Raw genomic sequence first — 19,460 nt, forward strand, 5'->3', positions numbered from 1 at the left:
GTCACTTCAGGCATCGGGGGTTCCGTGTCCGCGCTGGGCGCCATTCTGCTGCTCGCCTTGCTGGCCCTGATCGTCGGCATCGTCTACATGCTGGCTTCATCCGGCCCTACGTTCCGCTGGGCCAACCGCACGGGTCGCAACTGTCCTGGCTGCGGCGGCTTCCGGGTGACCACCGTCGTCAGCGACGACCGGCTCAACGGCTACCTGGAGTGCCGTGCCTGCCACCGAGTCTGGGACCCCGCTGCCCACCGCGGACGGTGAGTCGACAGGCACAGCGCAGACCTCCGAAACCTCTGGAGATCATCCCAACTGACGTGTTCACCAGGGCCGGGCGACCTGCCCCGGCGGGCACTCACGCCATCTCCGGCAGGTCCATCAGCGCGAGCTTGGCCGGGTCGATCACGACCGCGATGTCGGTGATCCGGCCATCGACGACGGTGAACGCGAGGACCGAGAGCGGGGCGCCGTCCTCGCGCCAGGACATGACCCCCGGGAGGCCGTTGACGAGCACCGCCCGCCCCTGTGTAGCCGCGCTGGCGGACAGTTGCGCACCGGCTGCGATCTTGGTGGCGCCGAGGGTGACGACTACACCGGACGGGGTGTCGACGCTCAGTTTCACCTCGGGGTCCAGTACCCGCAGCAACTCCTCGAAGTCACCGCCGCGAGCCGCCGTCAGGAAGGCCTGCACCACCTCTCGCTGCTCCCGTCCGACGGCGGACGGCCGCTCGATCGCCCGCACCTTCCTGCGGGCGCGGCTTGCGAGCATCTTGGCGGCGGCGGTGGACTTTCCGAGGATCTGGCCTATCTCGTCGAACGGCACCGCGAACAGGTCGTGCAGCACGAACGCCAACCGCTCGCTCGGCCCCAGCGATTCCAGGACGACGAGCAGCGCGAGCCCGACCGAGTCGGCGAGCACCGCGTCGTCCTCGGGAGCAGGACCGTCGTCGAGTGTCACCACGAGCTCGGACAGACCGTCGTCGTACGACGCCTCCGGGCGGGCCTGGCGTGATCGCAGGGCATCGAGGCTGATCCGGCCGACCACCGTGGTCAGCCAGCCGGCGAGGTTGTGGATGGTCGCCGTGTCCTGGCGGGAGAGGCGCAGCCAGGCCTCCTGGACCACGTCCTCCGCGTCGGCGTGCGATCCGAGCATGCGGTAGGCGACCGCGCGCAGCCGGTCGCGCTGGGACTCGAACGCCTCGGCCACCGGGTCCATCGGGTCCGTCGGGGCCATCGGGCTGGTGTCAGACATGTTGTTACCTTCCTCGGCTCTGCTCCGTCATGGGTGATGACGGGCCCCAAGGGGCGCAGGTAACCGATGAGCCACCGATGAAGGAGCAGGACCGATGGAAGCACGCATGACAAGCCCGGCAAACCCCGACGTGATCACAGCAATTCAGTACCTCTACAAGGCGCTTCACTCCGGGGGCGTCGACAAACACCTGCTGTCGCTGGTCCATCTGCGTACCAGCCAGATCAACGGCTGCAGCCCGTGCATTTTCGCCTCGATCGAGTCGGCGAAGAAGGCCGGTGAGACGGACGAGCGGCTGCACAACGTCGTCGCGTGGCGCGATACGCCCTTCTACACAGAGGAGGAGCGGGCGGCCCTCGCCCTGGCCGAGGCCGCCACCCGGCTCCAGGACGGCGCGCCGGGCGTGACCGACGAGATCTGGGACGCCGCCGCCGACCACTTCAGCGAGGAGCAACTGGGCGCGATCATCCTGGAGATCGCGATGACCAACTTCTTCAACCGGATCAACCGCACGCTCCGGGAGCAGGCCGGCAAGACCTGGTGAGCCGGGCGGGCCTGGCGGCGGGAGGGGACGAGGAGCCTCGCCGCCGCCAGGGAACTCAGCTTGCCGGTGCCGTGCACCTGCGCGGAAAACGGCTCAGACGACCATGACCCGGCGCCCGCGCGTGTGACCGGCTTGGCTGTCGATGTGTGCCGCCGAGGCCTCGGCGAGCGTGTACGACTTCTCGACCGGGATGTGGAGCTTTCCCCGCGAGATGAGGTCGGCGGCCTCTGCGAGCGCTTCGGGCACGCTCCCGGCCACGCCGGAGAAGCGGACACCGAGTTCCGGCGCAGCGAGGTCGGCGATGGAGATCACCTTCTGCGGGTCCCCGGTCAGCTCGACCAGCTCGCGGATCACGCCTGACCCGGCCAGATCGAGAGCCGCGTCGACATGGCCGATCTGGCGCACCCGCTCGACCCAGCCCTCGCCGTACGTCGCTGCGAGGGCGCCCAGGCTCCGCAGATAGTCCTGGTTCGCGGCTCCGGCCGTGCCGATCACCGTGATCCCGCGGTCGCGGGCGATCTGCAGCACCGCCGACCCCACTCCCCCGGACGCACCGCTGACCAGCAGCGTCTGCCCGGGCTGCACACCGACCTCGCGGATGATGCGCAGCGCGGTCTCCACGACCGAGGGGTATCCGGCCGCTTCTTCGAACGTCAGCCCCTCGGGCATACGGGCCCAGGCCGACAGTACGGCGAACTCGGCATAGGTGCTCGAGCCTTCGCCGAACACGTGGTCGCCGACCTCGACCCCTTCCACGCCCTCGCCGACCTCGTCCACCACCCCCGAGGCGTCAAGGCCGACTCCGGCGGGCAGCTCGATCGGATGGGCCCCCAGGACCTGCCCTTCACGGATCCTCCAGTCGACGGGGTTCACGCCCGCCGCTCGCACGGCGATACGGATCTGGCCGGGGCCCGCGTGGGGCTCCTCGGCGTCTATGAGTTGCAGTACGTCAGGACCGCCGAACTCGGCGAAGTTCACTGTCTTCATGCGGCCGACCGTAACACTAACGGTTAGGGTTTAAGAACGGTTACAGCTTTGCACTTGATAGTGTCAGGGCATGACCGTGCCGACCGGACGCCGTGAACGCAAGAAAGCCGCGACCCGCCAGAAGATCGCCGACACCGCCCTGCGGCTCTTCCTGGAACGCGGGTACGACGCGGTGGGTATCCGTGACGTGGCCACCGAGGCCGACGTGGCCGTCACCACGCTCTTCTCCCACTTCGCCTCGAAAGAGGCCCTGGTGTTCGAGCAGGACGCGGACTTCGAGCAACGCCTCACGCAGGCAGTCGTCGACCGGGCACCGCACGAGCCGCTCATCCCGGCGCTGCGCCACGAGATCCAGGCCCTGGTGCGACATTGCACGGCGGACAGCGCCGCCCCGATCTGGCGCATGATCGACGAATCACCCGCCCTGCGGAAGTACGAGGAGTCGATGAGGCTGCGCCATGCGGAGTCCCTGGCAACGGCCATCGCCGCCGATCCCGACCTGTCACGGACCGCAACGGCCTGCGGGACGATCGCGAGGTTCGTGATCGACGCCTATTCGCTGGCCCGCGAGGCGGCCGATCCGGACGCCGCGGTGGACGAGATCTTCCCGATGATCGAGGCGGCCTGGGAGGCAACCCGCCCAACTCCGCCGCTGCCCGCAACGGGTGACGACCGGGACACCCAGGGCTGACAGACTGCTCGCCGAAGGTCTGCTCCCCCGCCTGGCTAGGCTTCGAGAAATTCAAGGGCCTTTGCGACGAATTCGTCGTGGTACTGGAAGATCCCGCCGTGTCCGGCGTCGGGGTAGAGGGGCACAAGTTCGCCCTGGGGCAGCCGTGCGGCCAGGTCGAGCGTGTTTTCGCTGGGCACCATCCGGTCGCTCTCACCGTTTGCCACCAGGGTCGGATGGTGAATGCGCGAGAGGTCTTCCGGCTCCTTGAGGCCCCAGCGGTGGATGGCCTTCAGCTGGGCGCGGAACGACGACAGCGAGATGGCTCTGTCGCGGTCGTGCGTGCGCTCCTTCAGCCGTTCCAGGAAGGCACGCCCTGCCCGTCGGCCGCCCTCGGTGTCGGTGAAGAAGAGGAACTGCTTGGGATCCTGACGGGTCAGGGCGCCCTTCAGCGTGTCTCGGACGGTGAGTGCCGTGACCTTGTCGATGCCGGGGCCTCCGGCGGGGCCCGTGCCCGCGAGGATGATCTTGCGTACGAGACGCGGTTCCTGTGCCGCGACGACCTGGGCGATGAAGCCGCCCATCGACAGGCCGAGCAGGTCGACCTGGTCGGACCCGAGGGCCCGGATGAACAGCACCGCGTCGTGGGCCATCGCCTCGATCGTGTCGGGCGTCGAACCATGTGACGCGCCGACTCCGCGGTTGTCGAAGGTGATCACTTGGCGTCGGGCGGCGAGTCCGTCGATGACGCGTGGATCCCAGTTGTCCAGGACCGCGGCCAGGTGGTGGAGGAGAACCAGCGGTACGCCTTCCTGCGGACCGAGCTGCCGGTAGACGAAGTCCACTCCGTTCACAGACACGGAACGGGTCGGTGCGCTCTGATACGACGACGGGGTGGGGGTGGGGTTGGGGGAACTCCGCGGTGCGCTCATGACCGGGTCCTAGGGATGGTGGGGATGCGGAATCTTCTCGTTGCCTGAGGGTGGAGGGGCTGGGGGGCTGCCCTCGCTCGCCCTCACGTCATCGTGACGACGACCTTTCCGGCCTTTGCGCGGCCCTGCTCCACGTACTCCAGGGCCTGTCGGGTCTCATCGAACGGGAAGACGCTGTCGACGACAGGACGGATCTTCCCGGCCTCGATGAGCGGCGTGAGTTCACGCAACTGGTCTCCGCTTGCCTTCATGAACAGGAACGAGTACGTCACGTTGCGACGCTTGGCGCTGCGCCGGATCTTGAAGCTCAGCGCGTTCATCACCAGCCGGACGATCAGGTTCGCCCCCAGCTCACGGGCGAAGGCCGCGTCAGGAGGCCCTGCGACGCTGATGACCTTCCCGCCGGGCTTGAGCACCTGCAGGGACTTCTCCAGTGTCTCGCCGCCAAGGGTGTCCAAGACGACGTCGTAGCCGTCAAGGACCGTCTCGAAAGCCTGCTTCTTGTAGTCGACGACGACATCCGCGCCGAGCTCCTTCACCAGGTCGACCTTGGTGGTGCTCGCGGTAGTGGCGACCTGCGCGCCCAGCTGCTTCGCCAGCTGGATGGCGATGGTGCCGACGCCGCCGGAGCCCGCGTGGATCAGGACCTTCTGACCCGGCCGCACCTGTGCCCGCTCGACCAGTGCCTGCCACGCGGTCAGAGCGACCAGGGGAAGAGACGCGGCCTCCTCCATGGTGAGCGTGGCCGGTTTGATCGCCACGTCATCCTGGTGAACGGCGATGAGTTCGGCGAACGTGCCGATGCGGTCCTTGTCAGGCCGCGCATAGACCTCATCGCCCACCGCGTACCGAGTGACAGCCGATCCCACCTCGACCACCACACCGGCGAGGTCGTTGCCCAGGACGAGCGGGAGACGGTACGGCATGAAGGCCTTGAAGGCCCCGTCGCGGAGCCGGAGGTCCAGCGGGTTGACGCTCGCCGCGTGGATGCGGACCAGGACGTCGTCGGCGCCCACCTGCGGGGCAGGCATCTCACCGGGCCGCACGCCGGGCCGATCGCCGTACCGCTCGATCATGAAGGTCTTCATCGTCTTCTCCGTTCCTCGTCCGCGAGGGACGGGATCTCAGTTCGTCCTGGGCTTGTCCCGGAACGAGACGCTGTGGCGTCAGGCCACCGGGGCGGCCGGGGCGACGACGCGGGCGGCGTCGCCTCCCTGGACGCCGTTCAGGGAGGCGGCGATCCCTTCGTGGGGAACGCCGAGCGGCACCGCGCTGGCGTCGGACAAGCGGGCGAACTGCTCGGGTGTCAGCTGAACGTCGAGAGCGCTCAGGTAGCCGTCGAGCTGGGCGAGGTCGCGCGGCCCGATGATGGGCACCAGCGAGGCCGCCGAGCGGGCGGCGCGCTCCCGCACCCAGGCGACCGACACCTGGACCGGCGTCACGCCGGCCTCCTCGGCGACGGCCAGCACGGTGTCGACGACGGCGGTCTTCTGATCGGTGCTCTCCGTGTGGATGACCGCTCCCAGGTCGCTCAGGCGCCCCTCGCTGCTGCGCCGGTACTTGCCGGTGAGCAATCCGCCGCCGAGCGGAGACCACAGCGCGGCGCCGAGTCCGAGGCTCTCGGTCATCGGCAGCAACTCACGGTCGGCGCTCCGCTCGACGAGGCTGTACTCGTACTGAATGCCCACGATGGGCGCCCAGTTCTTCAGGTCCGCGAGGGTCACGGCCCTGGAGACCCGCCAGGCGGGGAAGTTGGACAGGCCGACATGGTGGATCTTCCCTGAGCTGACCAGGTCGTCGAGCCCGCGCAGGATCTCTTCCATGGGGGTGAGCTGGTCTGGAAAGTGCACCCAGAGCAGGTCGATGTAGTCGGTGCCCAGACGCTTCAGGCCGGCCTCCACCGATGCAACCATGTTCTTGCGGCTGTTGCCCGTCGTGGAGATGCCTGGCTGCGGCGCGGCCCCGAGGGTGAACTTGGTGGCCAGGACGAAGTGATCCCGGTCGGCGGAGACGAACTTCCCCGTCAGCTCTTCCGACTGGCCGAACTGGTAGGCGTCCGCGGTGTCGAGGAAGTTGCCGCCCGCTTCGGCGAAGCGGTCGAAGATGCGGCGGGCCTCGTCCGGCTCGGCGCCGGCCCCCCAGCGGGTGCCGAAGTTCGCCGTGCCGAGCGCGTACTCGGACACGCGCAATCCCGTCCGGTGTCCGAAGGTCGTGTAACGCATCAGGGGTCCTTACTCCAGGAAGTCGATGAGAGCGGCGGTGCGGCGGTGTGTCTCAGGCCGCGTTCGGCTCAGCGGCGAGGTGCTGCTTGACGTGCCGGGTGACCTCGTCGGCGAGGATCTCGGGCAGGCCCGTCTCGATGCCGTGCAGGGCCTGTGCGGCGACATCGGCAGGGTCGGACTTCTGGTCGGCGGGGACGTCCGCGCCCATGTCGGTGTCCATGTATCCGACGTGCAGCGCCGAGACGGCGATGCCGCGCGGCGCCAGCTCCTCGCGGGCCGCGTCGGTCAGCGCCCATGCCGCGGCCTTGGCGGCGGCGTAGGACCCGAGGCCGGCGGGGTGCAGCCAGGACAGGACGGACAGGACGTTGAGTACGGCGCCGCCGCCGTTGCCCTCGATGACGGGAGCGAAAGCCCTGGTCACGGTGAGCGGACCGAAGAAGTTCGTCTCCATCTCCAGACGCACCGCGTCCAGGCCGCCCGCGATCAGGGGCGTGGCGGTGGAGATGCCCGCGTTGTTCACCAGCAGCGTCGCGTCGGATGCGGTGCGGGCCGCGGCCCGTATCGACTCCTCGTCCGTCACGTCCAATCGCAGCGGGGTGACACCCGGCAGGTCCACCGTCTCGGGGCGGCGGGCCGTCGCGTACACCTTCGCCCCGCGTTCCACGAGCTGGGCGGCCAGATGCCGCCCGAGCCCCCGGTTGGCTCCCGTGACCACCGCGACCGTGTTCTTGAGTTCCATGTCCGCTCCCGTCCCAGCGTTGCGGGCGACAAGCGGCCCGCACGATTTAGATTACGATGACAATCTAAAACCTAGTCTAGGATAGATGTCAATCGACATCCACTCGGGAGGTGGCTGATGGGCCGCGTATCGCAGGCACAGGCCGAGGAGAACCGCCGACGGGTCGTGGAAACCGCGTCCCGGCTGTTTCGGGAGCAGGGCACCCACGTCAGCGTCGCCGACCTCATGAAGGCGTCCGGCCTGACCCATGGCGGCTTCTACAAGCAGTTCGCCTCCAAGGAGGCGCTCATCGACGAAGCCACCACCCACGCGTTCGACGAACTCACCCAGCTCCACAAGAACGATCTCGAGCAGCACGCCGGACAGCGCGACGCCGCCCAGCAGGCGCTGATCGACGCCTACCTCTCGATCGAGCACCGCGACAGCGCGGCGGACGGGTGCCCCGTCGCCGCGCTCGCCACCGACATGGCGCGCGACCCCGGAGATCGCGAGGCCCATCGCGTCTACACCGAGGGAGTGGGCGACTTCGCCGATTTCCTCGCCACCGAGGACCAGGACGGCCTCACCCGGCTGTGCACCATGCTCGGAGCCCTCGTCCTGGCCCGCGCCACCAAGGGCTCCCCGCTCTCCGAAGAGATCCTCACCGCCGCACACACAGGGCTTACGACCACCATGTGATGAGCCCGGTCACGGGCGCGCGATGTTCCGCCGACGACTCCACCGGCCCGGAGGTGTCTCCCGTATGCCTGCGGCTCGACCGACGCATGCCCCAGGATGTGGGGAGCACCAGTGATCCGCCGACGGCAGCGGCTCCAAGGGGAGGCATTGTGGCAGAACTCGTGATGGCGCTGGGGGACGGCGACGAGGAGATGGCCGTATTCGAGGTGGACGCCGAACAGTTGGGCACGGACCTGGGACTGGCGGCCGGAGACGGCGTGGTGGGCAGGGCGCAGACAACGCTCCAGGAAGCCCTGGACGGCGTCAGGCCGGCTCTGGCACAAGTCGCGGAGACCATCAGGGAGTTGAAGCCCGACGAGACGGAGATCCAGTTCGGCCTCAAGATGGGCGGCGAGACCGGGGTGATCATCGCCAAGGGAACAGCAGAGGTGAACTTCGCCGTCCGGATGGTCTGGAAGAGCAGCTGATTCCCGTGCATGCCCAGCGCGAGGGACTCATCGTCAAGATCCGGGTCGCCACATCGGAATCGCCCATCGGGGTCGGATTCGTCGTCGGCGAGAAGCACATCGTCACCTGTGCCCACGTGATCAACGCCGCGCTCGGGCGGGACAAGGGTGTTCGCGAGCGCCCCTCGGACGCGGCGCGCGTTCAGGTGGAGTTCGTGCTGCTTGGCGATGCCGAGGGCGCACCTCTGCGGCACTGCCGAATCGCCGCCTGGGATCCGCCGGCCGGCGCCGGGCGTCCAGGGCGCGACGTCGCGGGCCTGATCCTGGTGGGTGGTGACACCCTGCCGGTCGGCGCAGGTCCGGCCCGGCTGGTGGACGCCCGGGTCGGTCTGGCGAGTGACGCGGCGGTGTCGGTGTTCGGATACGCCGGTGCGCCGGACCGGAAGGCCAACGGGGCCTGGAGCACCTGCGTGCTCCGGGGCGCCGTCGGCGGCGGTCTGATCCAGCTGGACTCCGCGGCGGAGTCGGCTCTGCGGGCGCAACCCGGGTACAGCGGAGCGCCGGTCGTCGCCACCGACCGGTGGGGCGACTCCGTAGTGGGCATGCTCGCCATCGCGAGTCGTGGCGGCGCGGCTCAGGACGCGTACGCAGTGCCGCTGTCCGAAGTCGCCGCCGCCTGGCCGGAAGCCCTTGGACGCACGGTGCTGCCGCCCTGTCCGTACCGCGGTCTGCAGGCCTTCACCGCCGCGGACGCGCAGTCCGGGGTGTTCGTCGGCCGGGAACGCGAGGTCGAGCGGCTGCGCGACATGGTGAAGGCCCAGCCCTTCGTCATGGTCACCGGCCCATCGGGGGTCGGGAAGTCCTCGCTCGTCGCCGCCGGCCTGCAGCCCGCTCTCGCCACCGACGGATGGAACGTCGCGTCCTTCCGCCCGGGTGTGACGCCGTACGAGTCGGTCGCGCGCGCACTGCTCGACCTGGAACACCCCGGTGGGGATCACTCACTCGAACAGCTGGACAACCGAGCCCGAGCGGTACGGGAGGAGGGATTCTGGCCCGTGGCATCACGGGTCGCGGTGCTCACCGGCCAACGGCTCGCACTGATGGGTGACCAATTCGAGGAGATCCTCAGCGGCGGGTCGGACAGCGAGAAACCGCTGGAGTATTTGCAGCAGTTGCTGCCGCCCCCGGACGCGGCCCAGGACCCGCATGTGCGACTGGTGTGCACCCTGCGTTCGGACTTCCTTCCCGAGCTCCTGGAACTGCCTGATGTGGGGCCGCGGCTGCAGGACCGTCAGCTGAATGTCTCGCCACTGGACGAAGCCGCCTTGACCCGCGTGATCGTGGAACCGGCCCAACTGGCCGGGGTCGCTTTCACTCCCGGCCTGGCCGAGAAGATCGCCTGCGAGGCCAGTAAGGCTGCCGGCAGCCTCCCCCTGCTCGAATTCACCCTGACCGAGTTGTGGCCGATGCAGCACAACCGTCGGATCAGCTTCGACAGTTACCACGGACTGGGGGGCGTCTCCGGGGCCCTGAACCAGCATGCGGAGAAGGTGTACATCTGGCTCTCCGAGCAACTGGGCCTCGACGAACCCCGGATCAGACGTGCCCTCCTCACGATGGTCCGAGCCCGCGGCGGCGCCACCAGCGCAGTGCGTGTCACGGCCCGCCGGTCCCATCTGGACAGCGACTGGTCGATCGCCCAGTTGCTCGCCGACCCTGAACGCCGTTTGGTCATCCTGGGCCCGGAAGGCCCCGACACAGCCGAAATCGCGCACGAAGCGCTGATCCGGGAGTGGAGTCGTCTGGCCACCTGGGTGGAGGAGGACGCCGACTTCCAGCAATGGCTGACGCTCGTGGAGGAGCGGGCCCAAGGCAAGGACAAGGACCTGCTGTCCGCGACCCGCGTGGCAGAGGCACAGCACTGGCTGGCCGAACGCAGACCCGATATCCCCTCCGAGGTCGCCGACCTGATCGAGCACAGCAGCGCCGAGATACTCAAGCACCAGCAGACCCAGCAACTACTCAGCCAGTCACAGGAGTTGACCGAGCAGCTCCGCACACGGTCGGCGCAGCTCGAAAGCCACCAGCAGGCCCTGCAAGCCTCCCACGCCGAACTCAAGGTCAAGAACATCGAGATCGAGGAGGCCCGGCAGGTCCTCGAGGAGCGCAACGAGCAACTCGCGCACTCCATGCGCTACAAATCAGAGTTCCTGGCGAACATGTCGCACGAGTTGCGCACGCCGCTCCAATCCCTGCTGATCCTGGCCAAGTTGCTCGCCAGCAATTCGGAGGCCAATCTCTCGCCGAAGCAGGTCGAATTCGCCGAGACCATTCACGGCGCGGGATCGGATCTGCTCCAATTGATCAACGACATCCTTGACCTCTCCAAGGTCGAGGCGGGCAAGATGGAAGTGTCGTCGACCCAAGTGGTCCTGCCACAGCTGATGGACCACGTGGAGGCCACGTTCCGTCCCCTGACGACGGAGAAAGGTCTCCATCTCGCCATCCGCGTATCTCCTGACCTCCCCGCCACGTTGCCCACTGATGAGCAACGCCTGCTCCAGGTGCTGCGCAATCTGCTGTCCAACGCGGTCAAGTTCACCGACTCCGGCAGCATTGAGCTGACCATCGGGTTCGCCGGCTCCCGGGTGCCGATGGTGATTCGTGAGCAACTGCGCGATTCAGGCTCACTGCAGGGCGCGGACTCCGAGTTGATCGCCTTCTCGATCACGGACACGGGCATCGGCATCGCGGCCGACAAGATGCCGGTGATCTTCGAGGCGTTCAAGCAGGCGGACGGCACCACAAGCCGCAAATACGGCGGCACCGGACTTGGGCTCTCCATCAGCCGGGAGATCGCCCGACTGCTCGGCGGCGAGATCCACGTAAGCAGCGAACCTGGGCACGGATCCACCTTCACGCTCTACCTCCCGCTCCATCAGCCACACACTGCCGCCGCGCCTGCCATGCCTCCTGCTCCCCCAGCAGGCATCGAGGCGGCCCGGTCTCCGTCCCCCAGCGCCGACGGCAGCCTCTCCCCCGACGCTCCGGTCACGTTCCACGGCGAACGTGTGCTGATTGCCGACGACGACATCCGCAATGTGTTCGCGCTCACCGTCCTGTTCGAGAACCGCGGGCTGGTGGTGCTGTATGCCGAGAACGGCCGGGAATGCATCGAAGTCCTCGAGCAGTCCGGCGATGATGTGGCGCTCGTACTGATGGACACCATGATGCCGGAAATGGACGGTTACGAAACGACCGCAGCCATCCGCAAGATGCCGCGGTTCTCGGATCTCCCCATCATCGCGCTCACCGCCAAGGCCATGAAGTACGACCGCGAGAGGGCCCTGGAGTCCGGTGCTTCCGGCTACGTGACCAAACCAGTCGAATCCGAGGAGCTGCTCTCCGTGATGCGGCGTTGGATGACGTGAGGCGGCACGAAGGCGAGCGTAGGAGCACGCGCGGAAGCACAACAAGCGCTGAGGCGACCGCAACTGACTTCCTATCAGCACTGTTCGACTTGGCTGATCCTGTCGAAAACTGTGCCGCTTCAACCGGTGTCGGCGCCGCGGTCCTGGGCAGCCATGCCAGTGAACCGGTGGCATCGCACCGCCTGGTTCTCGCAGCCGATGCCACCGGTCCTGTACTCCCGGGGCACCGGCGTTCCCGCGTACCGGTCCCACGGTTGAGGCGGGTCCGGTCGCGTAGGGGAGCTCAGCGCGACCGGAACTGCCCACCTTCAGTTTCCTCTTGAGGCAGGCGCAGGGAGAGGACTCACCGAGCCCATTTCCTCTACGCCCCGAGCCTGTCGAGCGTTGGACTCGAACACCACTATGCGGGCAGGGTGAGGGCCGAATGGGCCGGTCGTCCCTCCGCGGAGGGCATGGCGCTGAGATTGCGCAGCATGTCGTTGCGCTGCTCCAGGGCCCGCGAGGTGGTCGGGAAGAGGGTGGCATCGCCCTCGCCGACCTGCTCCTGGTTCACGGTCACAAACTCACGGGTACGGCGGTCGTAGGCAGCGAAGCCCGCGGCGTGGTCCCGTTCGGCCAAGGAGTCGGCGAGCATGTACGCGCCGACGAGCGCAAGGCTGGAGCCCTGTCCGGTAAGGAACGAGGGTGCGTACGCGGCGTCGCCCACCAGCGCCACCCTGCCGCTGGACCAGCGGGGCATGCGGATCTGGCTGACCCCGTCGAAGAACAGGTCGTCCGCGTCGTGCATGGCGGCAAGCATGCCCGGGACCTCCCATCCCGCGTCGGCGAAGACCGCGGCGACCAGGTCCCGTTGGGCGTCCGGGCTCCTGAACGCGTCGAACGGCGGTTCAGGGTGGGCGAAGTTCAAGAAGGCGTGCACGTCGTCGTTGTCCCCCACGGCGTACAGTGCCGCGGCCCTGCCCGGGGTGTTCCACATCATGAGCTCGTGGGAGAGCCCGAAAGTGTTGCGCATGGTGAACCCGGCGAAGCAGTAGCCGAGATACCGGTGGAACTGCTCTTCGGGGCCGAACAGGAACTCGCGGGTGCGTGAGTGCAGACCGTCCGCGCCGAACACCATGTCGAACGTACGCCTGCTGCCCCCGCGGAAGGTGACGTCGACCCCGTGGCCGGACTGGTCGAGGGTGTCGATGGAGTCGTTGAACAAGAACTCCACGTCATCACGGACCGCCGTGTGGAGAGCGTTGGTCAGATCCCCGCGCCGCACCTCGAGATCCTGTCCCGCGACACCGCCGGTGACGGTGTGCGGGTTGACCGAGGCCACCTCGCTGCCGTCCCCGTCGAGGAAGGTCAGCCGGCGCAGGTCGATGTGCGCGTCCCGCAGTCGCGGCAGGATTCCCATCCTCCGGACGACCTCAAGTGCGGTGCCACGCACGTCAATGGGGTAACCACCGTCACGAAGTGTGCCCGCCTTCTCGACCACCGTGACCGCGAATCCGTGGCGGTTCAGCCAGAACGCGAGGGCGGGCCCCGCGATGCTGGCCCCGGATATGAGGACCTCGCGCCTCGGCTTGGTACGGATGCCCCTCAACTGATCGGTGTGGGTCATTCCTTGACTCCTTTGCTCATGGTGCGGGCGACAAGCAGGGCCAGCGCGGTGACGACGCCGGCTATGACGAACCCGGTCACGAAGGCTGATTCGGCTGGGACGTTCGACCCGGAAGGGGTCCCGGCGCCGAGGAGGGCAGCACCCATCTGCGAACCCACGGCCATGCCGAGCACGCGGGTCACGAGGACCAGGCTGGTGGCGATGCCGGTGTCACCTTGATCGACGGATGTGGCGGTGCTTGTCACCATCGCCGTGACGCACAGGCCGTTGGCGAGCGCGATCATCATCTTGCCGATGACGAGGTGCCAGACCTCGGTGTGCACGGCTGCCAGGGAGATCAGGGCGGCGGCCATGATGACGATCCCGGCGGTGGCCATGGCACGCGAACCGAAACGCCGCGCCCCGATCCCGCTGATCGGCCCGGCCAGCGTCGCGGCCACGGTGCCGGGCAGCAGGTAGAAGCCGATCTCGGTGGCGCTGGCCCCGAAGCCGTACCCGTCGGCGGACACATCGAACAACTGCGGGACGAGATAGACCGCCATCGCGGTACCGAGGCAGATCACGAACGTCAGCACACACGACTTCCATATCGCGGGCCGCGCCAGCATGCGCAGATCGATCATCGGCGAGGCCGCACGACGCTCGACGGCTATCCATCCGGTCACGAAGGCGGCCAGAAGCACGATGAGGGCGCCGAGCACGAGTGGCTGCGATGCGATGTCGGGCGCAAGCGCCAGCACGAGCATGAGCGTGACCAGCGTCCCGCTCAAGAGACCCAGGCCGAGCCAGTCGACGCCGGCGTCGTCCGACCGGCGCGGCGTGTCATCCGGCATCAGCCTGTTCACCGACACAGTGGCCCCGATGACCGCGATCGTCGGCAACGCGAACATCCAGTGCCGGGACAGCCCTTCGGCCACGGGCCCGGCCGACAGCATTCCCGCCATCCCGCCACCCACGAACAACCCGCTGACCACCCCGATGGCCACCTTCGAATCTCCATCGGGGAGGTGTTCGCGCACCAGGATGAACGACAGGGGCAGCGCGCCCACCATCGCCCCCTGCAGTACCTGGCCGAGCAGCAGCACGGGCAGGTTCGGCGCCAGCGCTGACACCAGGCCACCGGCCGACACCACCGCCATCAGCCGGATCAGGACCCGTTTTCCGCCGTAGCGGTCGCCGAACTTGCCTGCGACCGGCGTGATGAGCGCGCCGGTGATGGCGAGCACGATGCTGAGTAATCCCCCTTCGGCGCGGCTCATGTCCAGCTCGCGTTGCAGGAGCGGGAGCGTCGGCGCCACCACCGACTCCAGGGCACCGGTGGAGACTGCCAGCAGGCCGAGGGCCCAGACAGCGGGTTTCCCGATGCGGACCGGGGGAGCCAGAGTTGCGGTCATGGACGTCCTTTCCGTCGTTGCCGGGCGAGTCAGGAGTCGGCCCGGGGGGCGCGGTGTGCTTGGTGGACAGGTCCGAGGTCGTCCGGCGGGGTGAACTCGGGGAAGCGGCAACCGAGTTGTCGCATGCACAGCATTACACTACACCGTGCAGTGTAGGACAGTTAAGATGTGCCCATGCCGACCACGAAGACACTGCGCGAGGGGTCCACGCCGAAGCGGGCCGCCATCCTCTCGGCCGCCCGGGAACTGTTCCTCGCCGACGGCTTCGACCGGTCAAGCGTCGACGCTGTCGCCGCCCGCGCCGAGGTGTCCAAGCGGACGGTCTATGACTACTTCGGCGACAAGAAGACGCTGCTGCAAGCAGTCGTCGACGCCGTCGGCCAGTCAATGATCACCACGATCCGGCGCACCCTGGACGACACCCTCAGCGACCGCACGGAGGGCGCCGACCTCGAAGACGCTCTGGTCACGTTCTCGATGCGCATCTCGACCGACATGCTCGGCTCGGCGGAGTACGCAACGCTGCAACGGCTGGTCCGGGCGGAATCCGGCCACCTTCCGCATCGGGGCTACAACTCCATGGCCGACACCCCCGACGAGGCGATTGCCGAGCGGTTCGCCGCCTTCGCCGCGGCCGGTCTGCTCGACGTCCCCGACCCCCGGCTCGCGGCCGACCAGTTCATCGCGCTGACCTTCGGCGTCGCGCTGGACAGGCTCGGTTCCGCGAATGCCGCGGAGGACACCCGCGTCCGGCCACTCGTCGTCGAGGGAGTGCGGACGTTTCTCCGGGCATACCGAACCGCGTAGGGCTGGGGCAGCACGAAAGGGCAGTGACCGTCAGCCCACGTTCCAAAGGACCAACCGTGTGGCCGCCCTGAACCGGAATCACACTTCCTGTTCCGCCGGGCGTCCAGGACGACTCCGCGCGATTCCGGTCAGTGTTCCGGCCAGGGCGATGCACACCACGCTGACGCCGATGCCCAGGCACGTAGCGGTAACACCGACCCCGGCCGCCGCAGTCGTGACAGCGGCGGCCCCCAGCGGGCCGAGTGCCGAATGCGTCGTCCAGAACGCAGCGGTGACCCGCCCCAGGAGATGGCTGGGGGTCACCTCCTGGCGCAGCGACATGGAGCAGGTTCCCGCGATGCTGGTGCAGAAGAACAGCATCGCGGCGGCGAGCGCACCGACCACCAGGACGCTCTCCGACAGTCCCAGGCACAGCACAGCGGTACCGCCCAGGACGAAGGCCCCGATCCAGCTGGTGCCGAACCCGAGGCGTTCGCGGACACGCGCGACAGCGAAGGACGCCAGACATGTGCCGAGCGTCCCGGCGGTCAGGACGTAGCCGACGGTGCTGTCCGGGTGTCCGAGGTCCTCCTTGACCCGGAAGATGAGGAGGTCAGTCAGCCCGTACGTGAGGAAGGTCAGCAGCGAGAGCAGCACGGTCAGGGGGCGCAGCACCGGATGGGCCCACAAGAACCGTATGCCGGCCAGGAATTCCCGTCGCACACCGGCGCGTTCGGCCGCATCAGGAGTGTCGGCCTGCCGGTCAGGACGGATCTTCACGAAGAGAATGCCGATGGCCGAGAAGGCGAAGGTGGCAGCATCGACGCCGATGGCCGCGGCGGGGCCGACGGCGGAGGCGATGAAGCCTGCCAGTGCCGGACCGCCGGCACTGGCGGCCGCGTAGGTACCGAACAGATGGCCGTTGGCTCTGGTGATCTGGCTGCGCGCGACAATGGCGGGAACAACCGTCACGTAAGCCACATTGAACAGCATCATGAAGACGCCGGCGGCCGGGACGACCACGTAGACCAGCCACATCGGCGTAGCGAAGAGCCAGGCCAGCGGGATGAGAGCGAAGAGCAGGCAACGTGCCCCGTCAGCCACCATGAGAAGTCGACGGCGGTCCACACGGTCGACGATCACACCGGCGAACAACCCGGTGACGATTGAGGCGACGCCGGTCAGACCTGTGACGAGGCCCATCTGCACGACCGAACCGGTGCTGTGCAGAACGAGGAGTGGGATCGCCACGTACGAGAAGGAGTCACCGAGGGCAGACAGGGTCTGGATGGCCAGAAATATCCGGTAGTTGGGGTTGGCCCATAAACCAGGAGGGTCCTGTTCCGTCCCGTCCGCTGCCGCTGTCGCGTCTTTGCGCGCATCACGTGTAGACACGCCCCGCCCTTCTCGCGATGGCCGCAGCGATTAGATCACGGGCCGTCAGTCCGTGTCTCCGGCATCTACATGTGAAAGAACGGGCATCCAGAGTGGCCTGTGATCGGCCGGATGCCGTCTGTTCACGGGTGGGTGAACGCCCATAGCCTGTGCGACCTTCGCGCTCTTGGGGGTCTCGTGAACGGTCTCCGTGCGGTCATTTTCTGCCTTGTGCTCGCGTGTGCCGCGGTCGTGTCGCCGGCCGCGGCTGTGACGCCCACCGCGGCTGTGCAGCCGAGTTGGTCGGCGCTGCCGGTGCCTGCGGCGGCCCCTCCCGTGACGGTGTCCGATCTCGCCGCCCGCGGGCCGGGCGAGGCGTGGGCGACCGGGTACGAACACGCCGCCGATGGACTGCGGCCGATGTTGTACCGGTGGGACGGCACGGCGTGGAGCCGGGACACGACCTTCCCCGGCGCCGGCGAACTGGGCTGGCTCGGCAAGGTGCAGTTCGTCGGCAAGGAGGTGTGGATCTTCCACAACCGCGAAGGGGCGGGAGAGATCCTGCGCCGGTCGGCGGGAGGGTGGAGCGCCGTCCCGCTGCCGCAGACCCTGTGGACCTACCAGGACTTCACCGCCGTACCAGGTGCCGCGTGGGTGGTCGGTGAGGACGACACCGGGCTGAAGGTGTTGCACTACGACGGTTCCGGCTGGACCACGCAGGCCGCCCCGGACGGAGTGCTGTACCTGATGGGGATCACCGCGCGTACTGCTACCGACGCCTGGGCCTGGGCGGACACCACCACCGGGACCGCCATCCTCCGCTGGGACGGCACGGCGTGGCGGGACGCGAAGGTGCCGCTGCCGCCGAACAGCAACGTGCACACGACCCTGCTCGAACCATCCGGCCGGGTCACGATCGGCGGCAGCCAGTACACCGACGGCGTGGCCCGCACCTACCTGATGACCTGGAACGGGCGCGCCTGGCACACCACTTACCCACCGCTGGGCGACACCTACACGGAGGCCATGGTGCGCGGCGCGGACGGCGCGCTGTGGCTGCCGGTGCGCAGCGACCGCGCGTTCCAGTCGAAGTACGCACGGGTGGACGGCCGCCGCACCACCTTCGCCTACGGCCCTGAGCGCACGAACGCGATCGACGTCAAACCGCGTGCGCTGACGAAGGCCGGGTCCTCACTGCTGTCCTTCGGGACCGTCGAGATCTACGGCTCGAAACCAAACCTGATGAGCGAGCGGCTGGGAGGCTGACCATGGCACGGAGACTTCTCGTCACTGCCCTCGCTTTCGCCATGGCCTTCATGGCCGTCATGGCATCGGCCGCGGCGGAGACCCGGTCCTGGCAACACGTTCCGGTCCCGGCACAGGTACGCCCACAGGCCGGGCTGAACGAGGCCGTGGCGTTCGGGCCCGACCGTGCGTGGGCGGTGGGTTCCGACGCCGTCGGCCGCGAGGCGCCGGGCTTCCCGCTGATGCTGCGCTGGGACGGCACGGCGTGGCAGCGCCAGAACCTGCCCGGCGTCCGCTGGCAGGGAGTGCTGCTGTCCGTCGCCGCGACCTCACCGAACGCGGTCTGGGCCGTCGGCCGCGACTCGACGGGCGGCGCCCGCCTCCTCCGCCACGACGGCAAGGTCTGGAACGAGAGCAGGCCACCGCGCGGTGTCGTACTGACCAAAGTCGTCGCCGGCGGCGGTGAGACCTGGCTGATCGGTTCGCGGGACGGTGCGCAGGTGTTGCTGCGCCGGGACGGGAGCGGCTGGCGGGACGTACCGGTGCCGCCGGGAGCCGTGTACGGCCTGCACATCCTGGCATCCGACGACGTCTGGGCCGCGGGCGACACCAACTCCGGTGCGGCCGTCTCGCATTGGGACGGGCAGGCGTGGCAGCAGACGATCGTGGACGGATTCCCGCGGTCGGCCGTGAGCAGTGTGCTCGCGGTCTCACCGACGGAGGTGTGGGCGGGCGGCACGGCCGGATTCGTCGGCGGCCCGGTCGGCAAGCCGATTCCGCCCCTGCTGGTCCGCTTCGACGGGCAGGCATGGAACCGCGTCACCGTGCCCACCGACTTCGGCTCGATCAGCTCACTGGCGCCCACCGCGTCCGGCGAGCTCGGCTGGGTCGCGGTGGCCCGCTCGCAGAAGTACGGCCCGCCGGGCAGCTGGCCGCCGTTCGTCCCCGGACCGGATTTCCTTGCCTGGAACGGCCAGTCGTTCACCGGGCACAGCGAACCGGCGGTGGCCGGCGAGGGCGAATCCTCGGCGCTGCGGCTGGCGCCGGTGCCGGGCACGGAGACGGTGTGGTCGGTCGGCCGCGCCGACGGTCCCGAAGGCACCTTCGCCCCGCGCATCCTGCGGTTCGGCTGAGCTGACGAACGGGGCTCCGTCCGA

The 19,460-nt window shown here is 68.4% G+C and carries 17 protein-coding genes and 2 pseudogenes; 10 read left to right on the forward strand and 9 right to left on the reverse strand.

Features of this window, described 5'->3' with window-relative positions; translation table 11 throughout:
- The first annotated feature begins 24 nt into the window (after positions 1–24).
- Entirely contained in the window at positions 25–261 is a 237-nt protein-coding gene (locus ABD378_RS20560; protein ID WP_344522386.1) for a hypothetical protein, read from the forward strand.
- A 91-nt stretch (positions 262–352) separates the two neighbouring features.
- On the opposite strand, the gene ABD378_RS20565 is transcribed toward ABD378_RS20560, so the two are convergent.
- Entirely contained in the window at positions 353–1,231 is an 879-nt protein-coding gene (locus tag ABD378_RS20565; RefSeq protein ID WP_344522434.1) for a sigma-70 family RNA polymerase sigma factor, read from the reverse strand.
- Between the two features lie 112 nt (positions 1,232–1,343).
- Between ABD378_RS20565 and ABD378_RS20570 the strand changes: the two genes are divergently transcribed.
- A complete protein-coding gene (locus tag ABD378_RS20570; RefSeq protein ID WP_344522387.1) occupies positions 1,344–1,793 on the forward strand; it encodes a carboxymuconolactone decarboxylase family protein in 450 nt (149 codons plus the stop codon).
- Positions 1,794–1,886: 93 nt separating this feature from the next.
- On the opposite strand, the gene ABD378_RS20575 is transcribed toward ABD378_RS20570, so the two are convergent.
- Entirely contained in the window at positions 1,887–2,780 is an 894-nt protein-coding gene (locus ABD378_RS20575) for an NADP-dependent oxidoreductase (protein WP_344522388.1), read from the reverse strand.
- Positions 2,781–2,850: 70 nt separating this feature from the next.
- On the opposite strand from ABD378_RS20575, the gene ABD378_RS20580 reads away from it, so the two are divergent.
- Positions 2,851–3,471, forward strand: coding sequence for a TetR/AcrR family transcriptional regulator (locus ABD378_RS20580; protein ID WP_344522389.1), 621 nt, complete (start codon positions 2,851–2,853; stop codon positions 3,469–3,471).
- A gap of 35 nt (positions 3,472–3,506) precedes the next feature.
- Here the strand turns inward: ABD378_RS20580 and ABD378_RS20585 are convergent, their stop codons facing one another.
- The 4 genes from ABD378_RS20585 to ABD378_RS20600 all read right to left on the reverse strand — a co-directional run bounded on the left by ABD378_RS20585 (position 3,507) and on the right by ABD378_RS20600 (position 7,343).
- Complete coding sequence (locus ABD378_RS20585) at positions 3,507–4,310, reverse strand: alpha/beta fold hydrolase (protein ID WP_344522390.1); 804 nt, start codon at positions 4,308–4,310, stop codon at positions 3,507–3,509.
- A gap of 155 nt (positions 4,311–4,465) precedes the next feature.
- Entirely contained in the window at positions 4,466–5,470 is a 1,005-nt protein-coding gene (locus tag ABD378_RS20590) for an NADP-dependent oxidoreductase (RefSeq protein ID WP_344522391.1), read from the reverse strand.
- Positions 5,471–5,548: 78 nt separating this feature from the next.
- Positions 5,549–6,604, reverse strand: coding sequence for an aldo/keto reductase (locus tag ABD378_RS20595; protein ID WP_344522392.1), 1,056 nt, complete (start codon positions 6,602–6,604; stop codon positions 5,549–5,551).
- A 52-nt stretch (positions 6,605–6,656) separates the two neighbouring features.
- Positions 6,657–7,343: an SDR family oxidoreductase gene (locus ABD378_RS20600; RefSeq protein WP_344522393.1), complete on the reverse strand. Its 687-nt coding sequence runs from the start codon at positions 7,341–7,343 to the stop codon at positions 6,657–6,659.
- A 117-nt stretch (positions 7,344–7,460) separates the two neighbouring features.
- Between ABD378_RS20600 and ABD378_RS20605 the strand changes: the two genes are divergently transcribed.
- From ABD378_RS20605 to ABD378_RS20620, 4 genes and pseudogenes are all read left to right on the forward strand, one after another.
- Complete coding sequence (locus ABD378_RS20605) at positions 7,461–8,021, forward strand: TetR/AcrR family transcriptional regulator (protein WP_344522394.1); 561 nt, start codon at positions 7,461–7,463, stop codon at positions 8,019–8,021.
- A gap of 149 nt (positions 8,022–8,170) precedes the next feature.
- Positions 8,171–8,488: a CU044_2847 family protein gene (locus ABD378_RS20610; protein WP_344522395.1), complete on the forward strand. Its 318-nt coding sequence runs from the start codon at positions 8,171–8,173 to the stop codon at positions 8,486–8,488.
- Positions 8,489–8,493: 5 nt separating this feature from the next.
- Positions 8,494–10,278: pseudogene (locus ABD378_RS20615) on the forward strand (nSTAND1 domain-containing NTPase); the annotation flags it as partial.
- Between the two features lie 132 nt (positions 10,279–10,410).
- Positions 10,411–11,898: pseudogene (locus tag ABD378_RS20620) on the forward strand (ATP-binding response regulator); the annotation flags it as partial.
- 400 nt (positions 11,899–12,298) lie between these two features.
- Here ABD378_RS20620 and ABD378_RS20625 read toward each other — a convergent pair.
- Complete coding sequence (locus ABD378_RS20625) at positions 12,299–13,504, reverse strand: FAD-dependent monooxygenase (RefSeq protein WP_344522396.1); 1,206 nt, start codon at positions 13,502–13,504, stop codon at positions 12,299–12,301.
- Positions 13,501–14,898: an MFS transporter gene (locus ABD378_RS20630; protein ID WP_344522397.1), complete on the reverse strand. Its 1,398-nt coding sequence runs from the start codon at positions 14,896–14,898 to the stop codon at positions 13,501–13,503. Before ABD378_RS20630 ends, ABD378_RS20625 begins: the two co-directional genes overlap by 4 nt.
- Before the next feature lie 174 nt (positions 14,899–15,072).
- On the opposite strand from ABD378_RS20630, the gene ABD378_RS20635 reads away from it, so the two are divergent.
- On the forward strand, positions 15,073–15,705 hold the full coding sequence (locus tag ABD378_RS20635; protein WP_344522398.1) for a TetR/AcrR family transcriptional regulator: 633 nt from the start codon (positions 15,073–15,075) through the stop codon (positions 15,703–15,705).
- 78 nt (positions 15,706–15,783) lie between these two features.
- On the opposite strand, the gene ABD378_RS20640 is transcribed toward ABD378_RS20635, so the two are convergent.
- Complete coding sequence (locus ABD378_RS20640; protein WP_344522399.1) at positions 15,784–17,079, reverse strand: MFS transporter; 1,296 nt, start codon at positions 17,077–17,079, stop codon at positions 15,784–15,786.
- Positions 17,080–17,256: 177 nt separating this feature from the next.
- On the opposite strand from ABD378_RS20640, the gene ABD378_RS20645 reads away from it, so the two are divergent.
- Together ABD378_RS20645 and ABD378_RS20650 are read left to right on the forward strand one after the other, a co-directional pair.
- Positions 17,257–18,324, forward strand: a complete 1,068-nt coding sequence (locus ABD378_RS20645; RefSeq protein ID WP_344522400.1) for a hypothetical protein — start codon at positions 17,257–17,259, stop codon at positions 18,322–18,324.
- A 2-nt stretch (positions 18,325–18,326) separates the two neighbouring features.
- On the forward strand, positions 18,327–19,436 hold the full coding sequence (locus ABD378_RS20650) for a beta propeller repeat protein (protein ID WP_344522401.1): 1,110 nt from the start codon (positions 18,327–18,329) through the stop codon (positions 19,434–19,436).
- Positions 19,437–19,460 lie beyond the last annotated feature (24 nt).

It is taken from the genome of Streptomyces rectiviolaceus, assembly GCF_039533825.1.
Taxonomy (GTDB): Bacteria; Actinomycetota; Actinomycetes; order Streptomycetales; family Streptomycetaceae; genus Streptomyces; species Streptomyces rectiviolaceus.